Source organism: Streptomyces sp. NPDC085946, assembly GCF_044540485.1.
In the GTDB taxonomy this organism is placed as follows: Bacteria; Actinomycetota; Actinomycetes; order Streptomycetales; family Streptomycetaceae; genus Streptomyces.
Window position 1 is genome coordinate 154,955 of the sequence record NZ_JBITSF010000002.1, and the last position, 19,319, is coordinate 174,273.

General features: G+C 72.9%; 15 protein-coding genes and 1 tRNA gene. 5 read left to right on the plus strand and 11 right to left on the minus strand.

What is annotated here, in order from left to right:
• Positions 1–33: 33 nt before the first annotated feature.
• The 6 genes from ACIF8T_RS06335 to ACIF8T_RS06360 form a co-directional block, all read right to left on the minus strand.
• Positions 34–120: transfer RNA gene (locus ACIF8T_RS06335), tRNA-Ser, on the minus strand.
• Positions 121–404: 284 nt separating this feature from the next.
• Positions 405–680, minus strand: a complete 276-nt coding sequence (locus ACIF8T_RS06340; RefSeq protein ID WP_400031765.1) for a hypothetical protein — start codon at positions 678–680, stop codon at positions 405–407.
• 107 nt (positions 681–787) lie between these two features.
• Positions 788–1,510, minus strand: a complete 723-nt coding sequence (locus ACIF8T_RS06345) for an ABC transporter permease subunit (RefSeq protein WP_400031767.1) — start codon at positions 1,508–1,510, stop codon at positions 788–790.
• A 9-nt stretch (positions 1,511–1,519) separates the two neighbouring features.
• Complete coding sequence (locus ACIF8T_RS06350) at positions 1,520–2,431, minus strand: ABC transporter ATP-binding protein (RefSeq protein WP_400031769.1); 912 nt, start codon at positions 2,429–2,431, stop codon at positions 1,520–1,522.
• On the minus strand, positions 2,428–3,345 hold the full coding sequence (locus ACIF8T_RS06355; protein WP_400031771.1) for an ABC transporter permease: 918 nt from the start codon (positions 3,343–3,345) through the stop codon (positions 2,428–2,430). Before ACIF8T_RS06355 ends, ACIF8T_RS06350 begins: the two co-directional genes overlap by 4 nt.
• Positions 3,335–4,309: an ABC transporter ATP-binding protein gene (locus ACIF8T_RS06360; RefSeq protein WP_400032347.1), complete on the minus strand. Its 975-nt coding sequence runs from the start codon at positions 4,307–4,309 to the stop codon at positions 3,335–3,337. Before ACIF8T_RS06360 ends, ACIF8T_RS06355 begins: the two co-directional genes overlap by 11 nt.
• A gap of 216 nt (positions 4,310–4,525) precedes the next feature.
• Between ACIF8T_RS06360 and ACIF8T_RS06365 the strand changes: the two genes are divergently transcribed.
• The 4 genes from ACIF8T_RS06365 (at position 4,526) to ACIF8T_RS06380 (ending at position 8,935) form a co-directional block, all read left to right on the plus strand.
• On the plus strand, positions 4,526–6,280 hold the full coding sequence (locus tag ACIF8T_RS06365) for an SDR family oxidoreductase (protein ID WP_400031773.1): 1,755 nt from the start codon (positions 4,526–4,528) through the stop codon (positions 6,278–6,280).
• Between the two features lie 138 nt (positions 6,281–6,418).
• Positions 6,419–6,967 (plus strand): RNA 2'-phosphotransferase, encoded by a 549-nt coding sequence (locus ACIF8T_RS06370; protein WP_400031774.1) that lies wholly within the window; start codon positions 6,419–6,421, stop codon positions 6,965–6,967.
• Positions 6,968–7,060: 93 nt separating this feature from the next.
• Positions 7,061–7,963 (plus strand): LLM class flavin-dependent oxidoreductase, encoded by a 903-nt coding sequence (locus ACIF8T_RS06375; RefSeq protein WP_400031776.1) that lies wholly within the window; start codon positions 7,061–7,063, stop codon positions 7,961–7,963.
• 84 nt (positions 7,964–8,047) lie between these two features.
• Complete coding sequence (locus ACIF8T_RS06380) at positions 8,048–8,935, plus strand: Cof-type HAD-IIB family hydrolase (protein ID WP_400031778.1); 888 nt, start codon at positions 8,048–8,050, stop codon at positions 8,933–8,935.
• Between the two features lie 70 nt (positions 8,936–9,005).
• Here the strand turns inward: ACIF8T_RS06380 and ACIF8T_RS06385 are convergent, their stop codons facing one another.
• The 5 genes from ACIF8T_RS06385 to hisC form a co-directional block, all read right to left on the minus strand.
• Positions 9,006–10,049, minus strand: a complete 1,044-nt coding sequence (locus tag ACIF8T_RS06385) for a peptidoglycan DD-metalloendopeptidase family protein (RefSeq protein WP_400031780.1) — start codon at positions 10,047–10,049, stop codon at positions 9,006–9,008.
• Positions 10,050–10,206: 157 nt separating this feature from the next.
• Positions 10,207–13,701 (minus strand): thiol reductant ABC exporter subunit CydD, encoded by a 3,495-nt coding sequence (gene cydD / locus ACIF8T_RS06390; protein ID WP_400031782.1) that lies wholly within the window; start codon positions 13,699–13,701, stop codon positions 10,207–10,209.
• Positions 13,702–13,713: 12 nt separating this feature from the next.
• The gene (cydB, locus tag ACIF8T_RS06395; protein ID WP_400031783.1) at positions 13,714–14,718 is read right to left on the minus strand and encodes a cytochrome d ubiquinol oxidase subunit II; all 1,005 of its coding nucleotides are present in this window, start codon (positions 14,716–14,718) and stop codon (positions 13,714–13,716) included.
• 20 nt (positions 14,719–14,738) lie between these two features.
• Positions 14,739–16,244 (minus strand): cytochrome ubiquinol oxidase subunit I, encoded by a 1,506-nt coding sequence (locus ACIF8T_RS06400; protein ID WP_400031785.1) that lies wholly within the window; start codon positions 16,242–16,244, stop codon positions 14,739–14,741.
• A 377-nt stretch (positions 16,245–16,621) separates the two neighbouring features.
• On the minus strand, positions 16,622–17,701 hold the full coding sequence (hisC, locus tag ACIF8T_RS06405; protein WP_400031786.1) for a histidinol-phosphate transaminase: 1,080 nt from the start codon (positions 17,699–17,701) through the stop codon (positions 16,622–16,624).
• Positions 17,702–18,184: 483 nt separating this feature from the next.
• Here hisC and ACIF8T_RS06410 point away from each other — a divergent pair, with 483 nt between their 5' ends.
• Positions 18,185–19,297, plus strand: a complete 1,113-nt coding sequence (locus ACIF8T_RS06410; RefSeq protein ID WP_400031788.1) for a LacI family DNA-binding transcriptional regulator — start codon at positions 18,185–18,187, stop codon at positions 19,295–19,297.
• Positions 19,298–19,319 lie beyond the last annotated feature (22 nt).

The following is a 19,319-nucleotide window of genomic DNA, read 5'->3' on the forward strand; positions in this document are numbered from 1 at the left end:
TTCGGCGTTCGGCGTTCGGCGTTCGGCGTTCGGCGGAGGATGCACGGATCGAACGTGCGCGGGCTGTCGGACCCGACCACGGTGTAGCAAACCGGTGCCTTACCACTCGGCCAATCCTCCGGGTGGGCGGCCCACGCGATGTGGGATTCGCGTGCTCGAAGCGGCCGCCCCGGGCAGTTCCCCGTGCGAGCGGGCTCTACGGAGGAGTGGCGATCACTCCGGAGCCCGTCGCGGACTGCCCTGTCGGGAGCGGGACGTACTGCCGTGCAGGGGCATCGTCCCGCTCCTCTCCCCGTACGTGACGCCGGACGATCCGGCGGCGCGGACATCGACCACTGTGCCCGGAGGGCGGGTCGGGCGCCACCGAATAACGGGCGGCGGGGGCGGACGGACGGACGCGTCGCCTACCGGCGCCGCCACCACCGGCGGCGCGCCTTGCTGAAGAACCAGCCCGCCGGCGGCTCGTCCGAACGCCACGGCTGCGGCTCCGGCTCCTCGCGGCGCCAGCGCGCGGCGAGCATCCGGGCCCGGGCCGACGGCTCGGAGGTCTCGGCGGACCGGACGAACGCGTCGTCCAGCACCAGGTCGTCCCAGACGTCCTCGGTCCGGCCGGTCCGGTCGGCCGGACCGGGCCGGCCGCCGGGACCGGGCACCTCGTGCTCGGGTTTCTCCTCCGTCATCCCGTCCTCCCCGCCGCGCGTCCCCCGTGCATCCGCCGGGCTCAGTGTGCCCGGGCGGAGGTGAAGCCCCCGTCAAGAGCGGTGGCCGCCGGGCCCGGCGGCACCCCTCACTCCTCCCCGGCCAGCGTGAGCGACCTCAGCTTCTGACCGGCGTACCAGGTGGCGAGCACGGTGACCGCCACCAGCAGCACCGCCGCCGTGGACAGTCCGACGTCCGAGGTCACGAAGGTGCCGCCGTCGGCGACCTCGTGGGCGACGGCCAGCGACCACTGCTGGACGCTGAGCGTGCGGGCGCCCGGCACCAGGGAGCCGAACAGGGCCTCCCAGACCAGGGCGTAGACCAGGCCGAACACCACGGCGTGCCGCGAGACCGTGCCGAGCAGCAGGAACAGGGCCGCGTAGGCGATGGACGCGACCAGGGCCGCCACCGTGTAGGCCACGGCGATCTGCTGGCCGTTGCCGTTGAGGACGAAACCGGCGATCAGCGTCGGCACCGCGGAGAACACCATGGTCACCGCGACGGCGACGATCAGCTTGGTGAAGATGATCGTCGGCCGCTTGATCGGCTTGGACAGCAGGTACACCACCGAACCGTCGTCGATCTCCGGGCCGATCGCGCCGGTGCCCGCGATGACGCCGATGATCGGCACCATCGTGGCGAGGGCGAGCCCGCCGAGCAGGTCGGCCGCCGTCTGGTCGTCGGCCCCGGCGAGGCCCCGCACCACCAGGGAGATGGCGATCAGCAGCAGGGGCAACGCGCCGAGGATGAGGGCCCGGCGGCGGCCGAGCAGGGCCCGGTAGGTGAGCCGGGCGACTGTGGGGTCGTACATCAGGGCCTCCTACGCCGCGACCAGGTACGAGAAGACGGACTCGAGGGACTCGTCGGACGGCGAGACCGTGAGCAGGCGGATGCCGTGCTCGCGCGCGACCTTCGGCAGCAGGGTCGTGAAGCGGGCGAAGTCGACGGCCTGGATGCGCAGCGCGCCCTCGGCGTGGTCGACCTCGATGCCGGACGTCGACGGGTCGGCGATCAGCGCGGCCGCGAGGGCGCGGTCGTCGCTGGAGCGCACCAGGTAGCGGTGCGGCCGGTCGGTCATCAGGCGGCGGATCCTGCGGAAGTCGCCGCTGGCCGCGTGCCGGCCGGCGACCACGACCTCGATGTGCCAGGCGAGCTGCTCGACCTCTTCGAGGATGTGCGACGAGAACAGCACGGTGCGGCCCTCGTCGCCCATGCGGCGCAGCAGGTCCATCAGCTGCATGCGCTGGCGCGGGTCCATGCCGTTGAAGGGCTCGTCGAGCAGCAGCAGCGACGGGTCGTGGACCAGCGCGGAGGCCATCTTCACGCGCTGGCGCATGCCCTTGGAGTACGTCTGGATCTTGCGGTCCTGCGCGTACTCCATCTCGACCGTGGCCAGCGCCTTCTGGGCGGCCTTGGCGCCCAGGCCGTGCAGCTCGGCGTTGGCGAGGACGAACTCGCGGCCGGTGAGGAAGTCGTACATCGCCTCCCGCTCGGGGACCACGCCGATGTGCCGGTAGATGGACTCGTTGCGCCACACCTGCTGCCCGTCGAGGGTGACGGTGCCGGTGGAGGGGGCCAGGAAGCCGCCCATCATGTTGATGAGGGTGGACTTCCCGGCGCCGTTGGGGCCGAGCAGGCCGGTGACGCCGGGGCCGATGGTCATGGTGATGTCGTTGACGGCGACCACGTTGCCGAACCAGCGGGAGACGTGGTCGAGGGAGAGCGTGGTCACAGTCCCACCTTCTTGTAGCGGCGCATCAGGAGGGCGTAGCTGCCGGCGATCACGGCGAGGCACACCAGGACGTAGACGGCGCCCTCGGCGCTGCTCGGCCCCGTCCCGCCGGGGAAGGCGGAGGTCGCGCCCAGGAACGCGGACTGCACGCCGTCGATCAGCGTCACCGGCGAGAACAGGCCGATCCACGGCACGGCACCGGTGCTGCCCTGCACGTCCGCGATGGCCTGGAGGGTGGAGACCGCGCCGTAGGTGATGGTCAGGACGGCGATCACGGCCGCGATGCCGAAGCCGCGGCGCGGGGTGACCGACGCGATGACCAGGCCGAGGCCGGCGAAGAGCAGCGAGAGCAGTGCCACGGAGACGAGTCCCTGCGCGAATCCCTTGGTCTGGTCGGTGAAGTCGAGCTTGGCGAGCAGCGCGCCCACGTACAGCACCAGCAGCGGGGCGGCGGTGAGAACGAACATCGCCGAGGCCAGCGCCGCGTACTTGGCCCGCACGTAGTCGGCGGTCTCGATGGGCCGCGAGAAGTACAGCGGGACGGTCTTGAACCGCAGGTCGCGCGAGACGGACTGGGGTGCCTGCGAGGCGACGTACAGGCTGATGACGGCCTGCATGATGATCGCGTAGCGGGTGTAGTCGACCGGCAGGTCGTTGACCTTGGTGGCGACGGCGACGGCGACCATGATGGCCGCGGGCACGCACATCACCACGAACAGCAGCATGGGCAGCACCTTGGACTTCGCCGAGCGGCCGAGGCCGTAGGCGCCGCGCAGGGACTGCGAGTACAGGGAGCGGCGCGCGTAGGAGCGGCCCAGGCGCGGGCCGTCGTAGCTGCGGTAGCCGATGTTGTGGATGCGGGTCTGGTCGCCCGACGGTGCGACCGGTGTTCCCAGGGGCTGCTCAACCGCCATGGCCGACCGCCTCCTTCCGCTGTGCTTCGCTGCCCTGTTCGCCGGCCGTGAAGACCTCCGAGATGTGGTGCCGGCGCTGCTCCATGCGGACCAGGCCGAGACCGAGGTCGGCGATCACGTCCCGCACCAGGTCGTACGTCTCCTCGCCCTGCGCGGTGAGCAGCAGGACGTGGCCGGCGCCCGGCAGGCCGCTGCCGTGCTCGACGGTCACCCCGCGCGCGTGCAGCGCGTCGCGCACCGCGCGGGTGCCGTCCGGGTGCTCGTCGGTGTCGGTGACCTCGACGGCGAGGGTGGTCGTGGTCTGGGTGAAGTCGGTGGTGGAGCTGGAGCGCAGGAGCTTGCCGCCGTCGATGACGACGACGTGGTCGCAGGTGCGCTCCAGTTCGCCCAGCAGGTGCGAGGTGACCAGGACCGAGATGCCGAAGTCGGTGTGGATGCGGCGGATCAGGCCGAGCATCTCGTCGCGGCCGACCGGGTCGAGGCCGTTGGTCGGCTCGTCCAGGAAGACCAGCTGCGGGTCGTGGACGAGGGCCTGCGCCAGCTTGACGCGCTGCTTCATGCCGGTGGAGTAGCCGCCGATGGGGCGGTAGCGCTCCTCGTACAGCCCGACGTGGCGCAGGGTGTCCGCGGTGCGCTCGCGCGCCGCGGTCGGCGGCAGGCCCGACATGCGCGCCATGTGGACGACGAACTCGGTGGCCGAGACGTCGGGCGGCAGGCAGTCGTGCTCCGGCATGTAGCCGACCCGCTCGCGGATGGCGGCGCCCTCGGTGGCGACGTCGAGTCCGAGCACGCGGGCGCGGCCCTCGGTGGCCGGGGAGAGACCCAGCAGAATCTTGATCAGTGTGGACTTGCCGGCGCCGTTGGCTCCGACGAGTCCGGTCACACCGGGCCCGACGTCCACGGAGAGCCGGTCAAGCGCGGTCACCCGGGGGAACCGCTTGCTCAGGCTTTCGGTCGCGATCACAGTCACCCTTCGACAGTAGTGACGCGGACCACGCCGGTCGTCAGACCGCAGAGCCGTCTTCGGATCAGACCTCAGGCGTACGGGCCCGTAGGGGACCTGCTGCTTGAGAGCTACGGACGGGGCGTCCGGGGCACCCGGGACGTGCCTCCGACCCTGTTGACGGCGCGTCTAACAAGTGCCACAGTCGGCGAGGCCACCTCACGGAGACGAGGACGGATGATGCTGAGCGGTGCACGCGAGCGGTGGGTGCGGACCGGCGGGGTCGAGCTGTGCGTCGCCGAGCTGGGCGACCCGGAGCGGCCGACGGTGCTGCTGGTGCACGGCTATCCGGACAGCAAGGAGGTCTGGTCGGAGGTGGCCGCCCGGCTGGCCGGCCGCTTCCACGTGGTGCTGTACGACGTCCGCGGCCACGGCCGGTCGACGGCCCCGCGTCCGCTGCGCGGCGGGTTCACGCTGGAGAAGCTGACGGACGACTTCCTGGCCGTCGCGGACGCCGTCAGCCCGGACCGGCCGGTGCACCTCGTGGGGCACGACTGGGGCTCGGTGCAGTCCTGGGAGTTCGTCACCGTCCGGCGCACCGAGGGCCGCATCGCCTCCTTCACCTCGATGTCCGGGCCCTCGCTGGACCACTTGGGCCACTGGACGAACCGGCGCCTGCGGCGGCCCACCCCGCGCCGGGTCGGCCAGCTGCTCGGCCAGGGCGCCCGGTCCTGGTACGTCTACCTCCTGCACACGCCCGTGCTGCCCGAACTGGCCTGGCGCGGCCCGCTCGGCAAGCGCTGGCCCGGGTACCTGCGGCGCGCCGAGAAGCTCCCCGGCGGCGACTACCCCACGGCGTCCCTGCCGGCGGACGCGGCCCACGGCGCCTGGCTGTACCGGGACAACGTCCGCCCCCGGACGCGCCACCCGCGCCCGGACGCCTACGCGCACGCGCCCGTGCAGCTCATCACGCCCCTGGGGGACCCCTTCCTGTCGGAACGGCTCTACGACGGGCTGGAGCGGTGGGCGCCGCACCTGACCCGGCGGACCGTCCCCGCGGGGCACTGGGTCCCGCGCACCCGGCCCGACCTGCTGGCCGGGTGGATCGGCGAGTTCGTGACGGCCGTCGAGGACGGACGGCCCCGCGTGACGGCCTCCGGCCGGCACGCCGACCGGTTCGGCGGGCAGCTGGTCCTGGTCACCGGCGCGGGCAGCGGCATCGGGCGGGCCACGGCGCTGGCCTTCGCCGGGGCGGGCGCGCGCGTGGTCGCCGTCGACCGGGACGCCGCGGCCGCCGCCCGCACCGCCGAGCTGTCCCGCCGGACCGGAGCGCCCGCGGCCTGGGCGGAGACGGCCGACGTCTCCGACGAGCGGGCCATGGAGAAGCTCGCCGACAGGGTCACCGCCGCGTACGGCGTCGTGGACGTCCTGGTGAACAACGCCGGCATCGGCCTGGCTGGCTCCTTCTTCGACACCACCCCCGAGGACTGGAGGGAGGTCCTCGACGTCAACCTGTGGGGCGTGATCCACGGCTGCCGGCTCTTCGGGAGGCGGATGGCCGAGCGCGGCCAGGGCGGCCACATCGTCAACGTCGCGTCGGCGGCGGCGTACCAGCCGTCCCGCGCGCTGCCCGCCTACAGCACCAGCAAGGCGGCCGTGCTGATGCTGAGCGAGTGCCTGCGCGCCGAACTGGCGGAGCGGGACATCGGCGTGACGGCGGTCTGCCCCGGCTTCGTCAACACCGGCATCACGTCCACGGCGCGCTTCGCGGGCGCCGACGCGGCGGAGGAGCGGCGCCGCCGCAAGCGCACGGCCCGCCTGTACGGGCTGCGCAACTACCCGCCGGAGAAGGTCGCCGACGCGATCCTGCGGGCGGTCGTGCGCAACGAGGCGGTGGTGCCCGTGACGCCGGAGGCCCGGAGCGCGCACGTGCTGTCGCGGCTGCTGCCGGGAGCGCTGCGGGCGATCGCCCGGGTGCGGCCGCCGGTGTGAGGGCAACGGGCCGCCCCGTGCGCGGAGTTGTCCACAGAACAACGGCCTCAGCCTGTGGAAAACCATGTGCGCTTGTGGATCAAACCTCGGTAGGTAAATCGATCGCGTGATTCACGTCTCTCCCGGCACGCTGGTGGCATGGACGAACGACGTACCGTGCAGGTGTCGAAGTACCTCTCCAAGCATCTGCGCCACCAGCCCGAGCGCATCGGGCTGACGCTCGACGAGGGCGGCTGGACCGAGATCGACACGCTGATGGCCGCGGCCGCCGCCCACGGCTTCCGCTTCACCCGCGAGGAGCTCGACCACGTCGTCGCCACCAACGACAAGAAGCGCTTCGCGATCCGGGGCACCCGCATCCGCGCCAGCCAGGGCCACAGCGTCGAGGTGGACCTCGGCCTGCCGCCGGCCGCTCCGCCGCCGTACCTCTACCACGGCACCGTGGCCCGCCACCTGGACGCCATCCGCGCCGAGGGGCTCCTGCCCATGGACCGGCACGACGTGCACCTCTCGCCGGACCGCGAGACGGCCACGCGCGTCGGTGCCCGCCGCGGCCGCCCCGTCGTGCTGGCGGTCGACGCGGGCGCCATGCACCGCGACGGACACGTGTTCCACGTCAGCGCCAACGGAGTGTGGCTGACGAAGGCCGTACCGGCGCGATACCTGCGCTTCCCCCAGGGCCGCTGAAGCGCGTCCGCTTCAGGCGGCGGGTCCCTGGATCACGTGAAACAGCGGTGACTGTTTCACGTGAAACACGGCCGCGCCCTTAGGCTCGTCCGTATGACTCTGCGCCTGAGCACCGTGATCCTGCCGTACCGCCGCTGGAACGAGGGCGGCTCCGCGGCCTGGACGCGCGCCGAGCAGCTCGGCTTCCACGGCGCGTACACCTACGACCACCTGTCCTGGCGCACCTTCCGGGACGGCCCGTGGTTCGGCGCCGTGCCGACGCTCACCGCCGCCGCGGCGGTCACCGAGCGGATGCGCCTGGGCACTCTGGTGACCTCGCCGAACTTCCGGCACCCGGTGACCCTCGCCAAGGAGCTGATCTCGCTCGACGACATCTCCGGCGGACGGATCACCCTCGGCATCGGCGCGGGCGGCACCGGCTTCGACGCCACCGCGCTCGGCCAGGAGCCGTGGACCCCGCGCGAGCGGGCCGACCGGTTCGCCGAGTTCGTCCCGCTGCTGCACCGGCTGCTGAGCGAGGACTCGGTGTCCTACGACGGCGACTTCTACTCGGCGCACGAGGCCCGCAACATCCCCGGCTGTGTCCAGCGGCCCCGGCTGCCGTTCGCGGTGGCCGCGACCGGGCCGCGCGGGCTCCGGCTCGCCGCGCGGTACGGGCAGGCATGGGTGACCACCGGTGACCCCAAGCTGTACGAGAACGGCACGCCCGAGCAGTCGGTCCGGGCCCTGCGCGCCCAGGCCGAGAAGCTGGCCGACGCGTGCGCCACGGTCGGCCGGGACGCGGCCGAGCTCGACCGGGTCCTGCTCACCGGCTTCACCCCGGACCGCGGCCGGCCGTTGCAGTCGCTGGACGCGTTCGTCGACTTCGCGGGCCGGCACCGGGATCTCGGCTTCACCGAGATCGTGATCCACTGGCCGATCCCCGACTCGGTCTTCGCGGCGGAGGAGAAGGTCTTCGAGCAGATCGCCATGGAGGCCCCGGCCCAGCTGCGCTGAGGACGCCTGCGCCACCGCCCCTGCCGGGACCCCGAGGACCCGGACCACTCACCTGTGCGGACTTCCGCACGGCCGTGCGGGCATATGCGGGACAATGGCCGGGTGACCTCAGCGACCCGAGAGACCGACACCCCGGCCGCCGCCCTCCCGCCGCGGCTGATCGCCACCGACCTCGACGGCACCCTGCTGCGGGACGACAAGTCGGTGTCCCCACGGACGGTCGCCGCGCTGGCCGCCGCGGAGGAGGCCGGCATCGAGGTCTTCTTCGTCACCGGCCGCCCGGCCCGCTGGATGGACGTCGTCAGCGACCACGTCCACGGCCACGGCCTGGCGATCTGCGGCAACGGCGCCGCCGTGGTCGACCTGCACGGCGGCCCGGGCGCCCACCGCTTCGTGAAGGTGCGCGAGCTCGCCCGTGAGAACGCGCTCGACGTGGTGCGGCTGCTGCGCGAGGCGGCGCCCGGCACGGTGTACGCGGTCGAGCAGACGTACGGCTTCTACCAGGAGCCGGCCTACCCGAAGCTGCACATGGAGGTCCCCGACCACCTCGCACCCGCCGAGGAGCTGCTCGCCCCGGACGGCCGCGCCGCCGCCGAGCCGGTGCTGAAGATCCTCGCCTACCACCCCGCGATCGATCCCGACGCCTTCCTCACCCTGGCCCGGCTCGCGATCGGCGACCGGGCCAACGTCACCCGGTCCAGCCCCAGCGCGCTGCTGGAGATCAGCGGCCCCGACGTCTCCAAGGCCAGCACGCTCGCGCTGTGCTGCGCCGAGCGCGGCATTTCGCACGAGGAGGTCGTCGCGTTCGGGGACATGCCGAACGACGTCGAGATGCTCACCTGGGCCGGCCGGTCGTACGCGATGGGCAACGCCCATCCGGACGTGATCGCCGCGGCGTCGGGACAGACGGTCGCCAACAACGAGGACGGCGTGGCGGTCGTGATCGAACGGCTCCTGGCGGAGCGGGCGTAGCCGCCTCGCGGGCCCTGCGGCGCCGGTCTCGCGGTCCCCGCGGCGTCGGTCTCGCGGACCCGCCGGCGCCCTATCCGATCGGCACCCCGCGCGCCGTCAGCCACCCCACCGGGTCCACCGCCGAACCGGCCTGCGGGGTGACCCGCACCTCGAAGTGCAGGTGCGGGCCGGTGGAGTTCCCGGTGGTGCCCGACTGGCCGATCCACTGCCCGGGGGCGACCCGCTCGCCCTGCTCGACGGCGACCGCGGCGAGGTGGGCGTACTGCGTGTAGTAGCCGTCCCCGTGCTGGAGCACGATCTCGATGCCGAACGGGCCCCCGCACGACACCCGGACCACCTGTCCGTAGCCCACGGCCCGCACCGGCGTGCCGATCGGCACCGCGAAGTCCTGCCCCGTGTGCCGGTTCGCCCACCGCGCTCCGCCGCTGCCGTAGGACGCGGACAGCACGTACGTCTCCACCGGGGCGACCCACTGGCTCGTGAAGCCCGTGGCCGGCTGGTCCAGGCGCACCGCCCCGCGGCAGGCTCCGGCCGCGGCCGAGGTGTCGGCCTGGCCCTGCAACCGCTGCCGGGCCTCCTCCAGCTTCTCCTCGATGTCCCGCTTCGCCTCGGCGAGTTCGGCGTTGCGCTGGTCGAGCGCCCGCCACTGCGCGGCGGCCCGCGCCTCGTCCGCGGCGAGCCGGGCCTCGGCGCGGCGGCTCTTGGCGATCGCGCGGTCGAGGGCGGCCTGCGCCCGCGACAGGGCCTGCTGACCCCGCATCACCTGGTCGGGGTCCTCGGCGAGGAGCATCCGCGCGGCGACCGGCAGTCCGCCGCCGTCGCGGTACTGCGCGCTGGCCAGACGGCCCAGGTCCCCGCGCAGCACGGCGATCTCCCGCCGCCGTCCGTCCAGCTGCTCCTCCAGCCGCTGGGCCCGCGCCCGCTGTTCCTCGGCCGCCCGGCGCCCGTCCTCGTACCGCCGGGTCGCCGCGGCCGCCTCCTCGTGCAGCCGTGCCACCTCCGCTCCGGTCCCGGTCCCGGAACCGCCGTCGACGTCGGTGGGACGGGCCGCGAGCACGGCGAGCGCGCACAGCAGCACCGGGGCGAGCAGCGGATGACGGCGGAAGAGGCGCATGCCAGCGATCCTGGCCCGCGCCCCGCGGCAGGACCCTGTTCACGTGGTACGGCCGGGGGACGGCACGCCCCGAACGGACCAGCGGTACGGCCGAACAGGTGCGGCATGCCGCCGGTTTGACGTCCCGTCACCGTCGCCGAGCCGGAGGCCCGCTGCCTCAGCGCGCCGCGACGAGCAGCTCCGCCTCCGCCTCCCGCTCGGCCATCGTCCTCAACGGCCCGTCCACCGCCGCCAGTTCGGCGTACGGTCCGCGCTGCACCACACGCCCCCCGTCCAGCACGACGACCTCGTCCACCGCGTCCAGGCCCGCCAGCCGGTGGGTGATGAGGACCGTCGTCCGGCCCTCGGTCGCGGCCAGCAGGTCGGCGGTGAGCGCGTCGGCCGTCGGCAGGTCGAGGTGCTCGGCGGGCTCGTCGAGCACCAGGACGGGGAAGTCGGCGAGCAGGGCCCGGGCCAGCGCCAGCCGCTGCCGCTGCCCGCCGGACAGCCGCGCCGCGTGCTCGCCGACGAGCGTGTCGAGCCCGTCGGGCAGGCTGTCGGCCCACTGCAGCAGCCGGGCCCGGCGCAACGCGTCGCGCAGGTCCGCGTCGGTGGCGTCCTTCCGCGCGAGCAGCAGGTTCTCGCGCACCGAGCTGTCGAAGAGGTGCGCGTCCTGCGCGCACAGCCCGACCAGCCGGCGCACGTCGTCACCGTCCAGGGCGGACGCGTCCACGCCCGCCAGCGTGTACGAGCCGGCGTCCGCGTCGAGGAACCGCAGCAGCACCTGCGCCAGGGTCGTCTTGCCCGACCCGGACGGACCGACCACGGCGATCCGGCGGCCCTCCTCCAGGGTCAGGTCGAGCCCGGCGAGCGCGTCCCGGTCCTGCCCCGCGTGGCGGGCGGTCAGTCCCCTGACGGCCAGCGGGAACGGCGAGGCGGGCGCCGGGCGGGGCCGCTCCGGCTCCCGTACCGGCTCGGGCGCGTCCAGCACCTCGAAGACCCGCTCGGCGCTCCTGTGCACCCGCTGCCGGAACTGCACGGCGAGGGGCAGGCCGAGGACGGCCTCGAACGCGGCCAGCGGCGTGAGGACGACCACGGCCATGACCACGCCGCTCAGCCGCCCGTCGGCGACGGCCTGCGCGCCGACGAGGGCGGCGGCCGCGACCGTGAGGCCGGAGACCAGCGCGGTGAGCCCGTCGCCGAGCGCGGTGGCGGTGGCGGCGCGCGAGGCGATCCGGGTGAGGTCGGTGTCGGCGCGCCGGGCCTCGGCGGCCCGTGCGGGCAGGGCACCGGCGACGGCCAGCTCCGCGGTGCCGGTGAGCAGGTCCGTCACGCGCGTCGCGAGCAGTCCGCGGGCCGGCGCCAGCCTGCGCTCCGCGCGCCGCGCCACCGCGCCGGTGAGCAGCGGCACCCCGGCTCCCGCGGCCAGCAGCCCGGCCGCGAGCACGGCGCCGGCCTCGGGCAGCAGCCATGCCGTGAAGCCGACGGACGCGGCGGAGACGGCGACGGCCGCACCGGCGGGCAGCAGCCACCGCAGCCAGTAGTCCTGCAACGCGTCCACGTCGGTGACCAGCCGGGAGAGCAGGTCGCCCCGGCGGACGCCGCGCAGCCCGGCGGGCGCCAGCCGCTCCAGCCGCCGGTACACGGCGACCCGGGTGTCGGCCAGCATGCGCAGCACCGCGTCGTGCGACACGAGCCGCTCGGCGTACCGGAACACGGCCCGTCCGATGCCGAAGGCGCGCGTCGCCGTCACGGCCACCATCAGGTACAGCACGGGCGGCTGCTGCGAGGCCCGCGAGATGAGCCACCCGGAGGTGGCCATGAGCCCGACGGCGCTGCCGAGGGCGAGGCTCGCGAGCAGCAGTGCGAGGGCGAGCCGGCCGCGCCGGGCTGCGGCCAGGGCGCGGACCCGGGCGAGGACACCGCCCGGCACGGGCGCCGTGCCGGGCAGGGCGGGGGCGGCCGCGGCCGCGGGTTCCCCCGCGACCGGGCGCACCGGGGGAGCCACGGCCTCCGCGGCGGCGACCGGAGCGGGCAGGTCGGCTTCCGCCAGACGCACCACCCGGTCCGCCACCGCCAGCAGCGCCGGACGGTGCACCACCAGCAGCACGGTCCGGCCAGCCGCCAGCCGCCCGACCGCCGCGACGACCTCGGCCTCGGTCCGCCCGTCCAGCGCGGCCGTCGGCTCGTCGAGCAGCAGCACCGGACGGTCCGCGAGGAACGCCCGGGCCAGCGCGATCCGCTGCCGCTGTCCGGCGGACAGCCCGGTCCCGTCCTCGCCGAGCACCGTGCCGGCGCCCTCGGGCAGCGCGTCCACGAACTCCAGCGCCCCCGCGTCCCGCAGCGCCCGCCGCACGGCGTCGTCGTCCGCCTCGGGCCGCGCCAGCCGCACGTTCTCGGCGATGGTCCCGGCGTACAGGTGCGGGCGCTGCGGCACCCAGGCGATCCGGGACCGCCACGCGTCCGGGTCGAGGCCGGCGAGGTCGGCTCCCCCGATCCGCACCCGTCCCCCGGTCGGCGGCACGAACCCCAGCAGGACGTTCAGCAGCGTCGACTTGCCCACCCCGCTCGGTCCCACCAGGGCGACCGTCTCCCCCGGTTCGACGGTGAAGGACACGTCCGACACGGCGTCCGCCGACCGTCCGGGGTAGCGCACCGTCACCCGCTCGAAGGACAGCGCGCCCGCCGTCGGCACCGGACCGGTGCCCGGTTCCGGCACGGGCGTCTCCAGGACCTCGAAGATCTCCTCGGCGGCCGCGAGTCCCTCCGCCGCCGCGTGGTACTGCGCCCCGACCTGCCGCAGCGGCAGGTACGCCTCGGGCGCGAGGACGAGGATGACCAGACCGACGTACAGGTCCATCTCGCCGTGCACCAGGCGCATGCCGATCGTCACGGCGACCAGGGCCACCGACAGGGTGGCCAGCAGCTCCAGGGCGAACGAGGAGAGGAAGGCGATCCGCAGCGTGCGCAGGGTCGCCCGCCGGTACTCGCCGGTGATGCGCCGGATGGACTCGGCCTGCGCCTTGGCACGGCCGAACACCTTCAGCGTCGGCAGCCCCGCCACCACGTCCAGGAAGTGACCGGACAGCCGGGACAGCAGCCGCCACTGCCGGTCCATCCGGGACTGGGTGGCCCAGCCGATCAGCACCATGAAGACCGGGATGAGGGGCAGCGTGCCGACGATGATGGCCGCCGACACCCAGTCCTCGGTGACGATCCGCGCGAGCACGGCCACCGGCACGACCACCGCGAGCCCCAGCTGCGGCAGGTAGCGCGAGAAGTAGTCGTCGAGGGCGTCGACGCCCCGGGTGGCCAGGGCGACCAGCGAACCGGTCCGCTGTCCGCTCAGCCGGCCGGGGCCCAGCGCCGTCGCCCGTTCCAGCAGCCGCCCCCGCAGCTCCGACTTGACCGCCGCGCTCGCCCGGTGGGCGGCCAGCTCGGTGAGCCAGCCGACCAGCGCCCGCCCGGCCGCGACGGCGACCAGCGCCAGCAGGGGAGCACGCAGCTCGGTGACCGGCCGCCCGTGCTGGAAGGCGCCCACCACCACCTCGGCGATGAGCATCGCCTGGGCGATGACCAGCCCCGCGCCGACGGCCCCCAGGCCGACGACCGCCACCAGGAAGAGCCGGGTGGCACGGGCGTACCGGAGAAGACGCGGGTCGATCGGTTTCACGTGAAACACACCTCAGTGCACGGGGTCGGCGATGTGCTGGGTGCCGATCCGCTTGCGGAACACCCAGTACGTCCAGCCCTGGTAGAGCAGGACCACCGGCGTGGCGATCACCGCGAGCCAGGTCATGATCTTCAGGGTGTAGGGGCTCGACGAGGCGTTGGTGACGGTCAGGCTCCAGTCCGCGTTCAGCGTGGACGGCATGACGTTCGGGAAGAGCGTCAGGAAGAGCATCGCCACGACGGCCACGATGGTGACGCCGGACAGCGTGAACGACCAGCCCTCGCGCCCCGCCCGGTTCGCGACCAGCGCGGCAACCAGGGCGGCGACCGCCACGACCAGCGCGGCCAGGCTCAGGGCGTCACCCTTGTCGGCCTGCGTCCATCCCAGGAAGGCCAGGGCCAGGACGGCCGTGACGAGTCCCACGCGCAGCGCCAGCCGCCGCGCCCGCTCCCGGATCTCCCCGACCGTCTTGAGCGCCGTGAACACCGCGCCGTGGAAGGTGAACAGCGTCAGCGTCACCAGACCGCCCAGCAGGGCGTACGGGTTGAGCAGGTCCCAGAGACCGCCCACGTACTCGAACTCGGCGTCGATCTTCACGCCGCGCACGATGTTGCCGAAGGCCACGCCCCACAGGAACGCCGGGAGCAGCGAGGTCCAGAAGATCGCCGTCTCCCAGTTGCGCTGCCAGTGCTCCTCCGGCCGCTTGGCCCGGTACTCGAAGGCGACGCCTCGGATGATCAGGCAGACCAGGATGAGCAGCAGAGGCAGGTAGAAGCCCGAGAAGAGGGTGGCGTACCACTCGGGGAAGGCGGCGAAGGTGGCGCCGCCGGCCGTGAGCAGCCAGACCTCGTTGCCGTCCCAGACGGGGCCGATGGTGTTGATCAGCACCCGCTTCTCGGCGCGGTCGCGGGCGAGCAGCCGGGTGAGGATCCCGACCCCGAAGTCGAAGCCCTCCAGGAAGAAGTAGCCGGTCCACAGGACGGCGATGAGGACGAACCAGACGTCGTGCAGTTCCATGACTGTGCAGCTCCCTCGGCCTAGTACGAGAAGGCCATCGGCTTGTCGGCGTCACGGAGGTCGCCGCCGAGCTTCGTGGGCGGGTTGAGGTCGGACTCGCTGAGCTCGGGCGGACCCGCCTTGACGTACTTGGCGAGCAGCTTCACCTCGATGACGGCCAGGACGGCGTACAGCGCGGTGAAGACGGACATCGAGAGGATGATCTCGGCCTGGGACACGCCGGGGGAGACCGCGTCCTCGGTCCGCATCACGCCGTAGACGACCCACGGCTGGCGGCCCATCTCGGTGAAGATCCAGCCCCACGAGTTGGCGATCAGCGGGAACGCCATGGTCCACAGGGCCGCGAGCCAGTACAGGCGGGTGAGCCTCGTCCCGAGCGGCTTCTTCAGCAGCACCAGGCGCGGCACCTCGTCCTCCCCGGTGCGCAGCGCGGGCGGCAGCAGGAACTTCTTCCGGGTCAGCCACAGCCCCAGCAGGCCGAGCGAGAAGGACGCCATGCCGAAGCCGATCATCCAGCGGAAGCCCCAGTAGGCGACGGGGACGATGGGCTTGTAGTCCCCCGGGCCGAACTTCTCCTGGAGGGCCTTGTTGGTGTCGTGGATGCCGGGCACGTACGACTCGAAGTCGCTGTGGGCGAGGAAGGAGAGCAGGCCGGGGATCTCCAGGGCGACCTTGTTGTGCCCCTCGTCGACGTCCCCGTAGGCGAACACGGAGAACGGGGCCGGGCTCTCGCCGTCCCACAGCGCCTCGGCGGCGGCCATCTTCATGGGCTGCTGCTCGTACATGACCTTGCCGAGCGTGTCGCCGCTGACCGCGGTGAACAGGCCGCCGACCGCCAGGGTGACCAGACCGAGCCGGAGCGAGGTCCGCATCACGGGGACGTGCTTCTTGCGCATCAGGTGGAAGGCGGCGATGCCGACCATGAACGCGCCGCCCGTCAGGAAGGCCGCCGAGAAGCTGTGGAAGACCTGGTTGAGCGTGGTGTTCTGGGTGAGGACCAGCCAGAAGTCGGTGAGCTCGGCGCGGCCCTTCGCCTCGTTGATCCGGTAGCCGACCGGGTGCTGCATCCAGGAGTTGGCCGCGAGGATGAAGTACGCCGACAGCAGCGTGCCGATCGAGACCATCCATATGCAGGCCAGGTGGACCTTCTTCGGCAGCTTGTCCCAGCCGAAGATCCACAGCCCGATGAAGGTGGACTCGAAGAAGAAGGCGATCAGGGCCTCGAAGGCGAGCGGGGCGCCGAAGACGTCGCCGACGAACCGCGAGTAGTCGGACCAGTTCATGCCGAACTGGAACTCCTGCACGATGCCGGTGACCACACCCATGGCGATGTTGATCAGGAAGAGCTTCCCCCAGAACTTGGTCGCCCTGAGGTACTTCTCCTTCTCCGTGCGCACCCAGGCGGTCTGCAGTCCGGCCGTGAGGGCGGCCAGCGAGATCGTCAGGGGCACGAAGAGGAAGTGGTAGACGGTGGTGATGCCGAACTGCCAGCGCGCCAGAGTCTCCGGCGCCAAAGCCAGGTCCACGTCGTCAGTCTCCTTACATCGCCGTGGTCACAGCGGCAGTCCGCCCCTCATGTCCTTGCACGGCAGGACGAGCGGGACGAGCTTGTGAACGCGTTCACATTCACAAGCAATTATGGCGCATGCCCGTTCGACACAGGAAAGGAGGGGGGTCTCACCAGGAGTGTGCTTCGCCACAGAAGCCGGTTTCACGTGAAACCGGTGCCCGCGAGGCCGCCGGCCCGAGCGGGCCGTCTTCCGGAGCGGCGGCGCCCTCGCGTTCTCCTGCCGGCCCCCGCCGATCTCGCGGGACGGCGGGGGCCGCCCCGCGAGCCCATAAAAGTGCGGGGCCGCCATGACGGCGACCCCGCGTCCTCGGACCGCCCGCGGCCCGGGAAGGCTCAGACCTCCTTGCGGAAGCCCTCCGCCGCCTTCAGGAAGATGTCGTTCGCCTCGGCCTCCCCGACCGTCACCCGCACACCCTCGCCCGGGAACGGCCGGATGACCACACCCGCCTGCTCGCACGCCTCGGCGAACGCGACCGTGCGCTCCCCCAGCCGCAGCCACACGAAGTTCGCCTGGGTCTCGGGCACCGTCCAGCCCTGCGAACGGAGCGCGTCGACCACCCGCGTGCGCTCGCACACCAGCGAGCCCACCCGGCCGAGCAGCGCGTCCTCGGCCCGCAGCGAGGCGATCGCCGCGTCCTGCGCCAGCTGGCTCACTCCGAACGGGACCGCCGTCTTGCGCAGCGCCGCGGCCACCGGCTCGTGGGCGATCGCGAACCCGACGCGCAGCCCGGCCAGGCCGTACGCCTTGGAGAAGGTGCGCAGCACGCAGACGTTGGGCCGCTCGCGGTAGAACTCGACGCCGTCCGGCACCTCGGGGTCGCGGACGAACTCGCGGTAGGCCTCGTCGAGCACCACGAGGACGTCGCCGGGCACCCGGTCCAGGAAGCGCTCCAGCTCCGCCCGCCGCACCACCGTGCCGGTCGGGTTGTTGGGGTTGCAGACGAAGACCAGCCGGGTCCGGTCGGTGATCGCGTCGGCCATGGCGTCCAGGTCGTGCACGTCACCGGGGGTCAGCGGCACCTGTACGGACGTCGCCCCGCTGATCTGCGTGATGATCGGGTAGGCCTCGAAGGACCGCCAGGCGTAGACGACCTCGTCACCGGGGCCCGAGGTGGCCTGCACCAGTTGCTGGGCCACCCCGACGGAGCCGGTGCCGGTGGCCAGGTGGGTCAGGGGGACGCCGAAGCGGTCGGACAGCTCGTTCATCAGGCCCGTACAGGCCATGTCCGGGTAGCGGTTGAAGGTGCAGGCGGCCGCCGTCACGGTCTCCATCACCCCGGGCAACGGCGGATAGGGGTTCTCGTTGGAGGACAGCTTGTACGCCACCGGGCCGTCGGCCGCGGCGGGCTTGCCCGGCTTGTACGTGGGAATGCCTTCCAGCTCGGCGCGCAGCTTGGGGCTCGTCTCGCTCACCGCAGTCCTCCTCGCGAAGACCGGCGGCCCATGACCGCCGCCGTCATCCAATACTGCTCACCTTATGAGGATTGGACGTCCGTGCGTATAGGTGAGCGCGGCCTCCCTGTCCGGCCGGCGTCACCGCCGGGCCCGAGCGGCCCGCTCTGCGGACACGGCAGGCCCGGTCCCGGGTACCCCGCAGGCATCAGGGGCATCACCGCACGAAGGCGCACGAACCAGGGGGCGCGTCGCACATATATCTACGCGCCGGTGATTCACTCCCTGGCGCGCATCCCCCGTGCAGGTGAGTTGAGACCTCTTCGCAACATCGGGGACGCGACAGGCCCGCATGCGCCGACACGTCAGCTCCTGGCATGAAGAGGGCCAACTGCCTTGTAAACGTAGGCAATTGATTCTTAATGATCATGCAGAAACGTGCCTGTCAACGCCTGCATATGCGTCCGCCCTACCCCACCGCATGAGCCCTACTATCGGCTCGCCATGACAGCAGCAGGGAAGCACCAGGTGAGCCGCGCGGAAACCTCACGTCGAGGCAGCCGGCCGGGCCGGGCGGGCATCAGGGACGTGGCCGCCGCCGCCGGAGTCTCCATCACGACCGTCTCCGACGCCCTCAACGGCAAGGGCCGGCTCCCGGACGCCACCCGGCGCCACGTCCGCGAGGTCGCCGACCGGCTGGGCTACCGCCCGTCGGCCGCCGCCCGGACCCTCCGTACGGGCAAGTCGGGACTGATCGGCCTGACCGTCACGACGTACGGGGATGAACCTTTCACCTTCACGGAGTTCGCCTACTTCGCCGAGATGGCGCGCGCCGCCACCTCCGCCGCGCTCGCCCGCGGCTACGCCCTCGTCATCCTGCCCGCGACCTCGCGCCACGACGTCTGGTCGAACGTCGCCCTGGACGGCACCGTCGTCATCGACCCCTCCGACCAGGACCCGGTCGTCAGCGAACTGGTCCGCCAGGGTTTACCGGTCGTCTCCGACGGCCGCCCGGCCGGCGCGCTCCCGGTGACCGCCTGGGTCGACAACGACCACGAGGCCGCCGTCCTCGGCATCCTCGACCACCTGGCCGACGCCGGCGCCCGCCGCATCGGCCTGCTGACCGGCACGAGCACCGACACCTACACCCACCTGTCGACCACCGCGTACCTGCGCTGGTGCGAGCGCGTCGGCCAGGATCCCGTGTACGAGGCCTACCCGGCGCACGATCCGTGCGCGGGCGCCGTCGCCGCCGACCGGCTGCTCGCCCGCCCCGACCGGCCGGACGCCGTCTACGGCCTGTTCGACCCGAACGGGACCGACCTGCTGGCCGCCGCCCGCCGCTACGGCCTGCGGGTACCGGACGACCTGCTCCTGGTGTGCTGCAGCGAGTCCACCGTGTACGCCAACACCGAGCCGCCCCTCACCACCCTGTCGCTGAAGCCCCGGCGGATCGGCACGGCGGTGGTGCAGCTCCTCATCGACGCCATCGAGGGCGTGGAGTCTGAGCGGCCGGTCGAGCAGGTGATACCGACGGAGCTGATCGTGCGCACCTCCTCGCAGCGCCGCCCGCCGCGTACGACCGTCAGCCCGCCGCGGTCCCCCGAGGAGACCTGAGCGGGCACCGCCCGCCCGGCGA

Excerpts from the sequence above, each read along its gene's own strand:
- ACIF8T_RS06375 (WP_400031776.1), top strand. The coding sequence starts at position 7,061 with ATGACTCTGCGCCTGAGCACCGTGATCCTGCCGTACCGCCGCTGGAAC.
- ACIF8T_RS06385 (WP_400031780.1), bottom strand. The coding sequence starts at position 10,049 with ATGCGCCTCTTCCGCCGTCATCCGCTGCTCGCCCCGGTGCTGCTGTGC.
- ACIF8T_RS06380 (WP_400031778.1), top strand. The coding sequence starts at position 8,048 with ATGCGGGACAATGGCCGGGTGACCTCAGCGACCCGAGAGACCGACACC.
- ACIF8T_RS06370 (WP_400031774.1), top strand. The coding sequence starts at position 6,419 with ATGGACGAACGACGTACCGTGCAGGTGTCGAAGTACCTCTCCAAGCAT.
- ACIF8T_RS06340 (WP_400031765.1), bottom strand. The coding sequence starts at position 680 with ATGACGGAGGAGAAACCCGAGCACGAGGTGCCCGGTCCCGGCGGCCGG.
- cydB (WP_400031783.1), bottom strand. The coding sequence starts at position 14,718 with ATGGAACTGCACGACGTCTGGTTCGTCCTCATCGCCGTCCTGTGGACC.
- ACIF8T_RS06410 (WP_400031788.1), top strand. The coding sequence starts at position 18,185 with ATGACAGCAGCAGGGAAGCACCAGGTGAGCCGCGCGGAAACCTCACGT.
- ACIF8T_RS06345 (WP_400031767.1), bottom strand. The coding sequence starts at position 1,510 with ATGTACGACCCCACAGTCGCCCGGCTCACCTACCGGGCCCTGCTCGGC.
- ACIF8T_RS06355 (WP_400031771.1), bottom strand. The coding sequence starts at position 3,345 with ATGGCGGTTGAGCAGCCCCTGGGAACACCGGTCGCACCGTCGGGCGAC.
- ACIF8T_RS06365 (WP_400031773.1), top strand. The coding sequence starts at position 4,526 with ATGATGCTGAGCGGTGCACGCGAGCGGTGGGTGCGGACCGGCGGGGTC.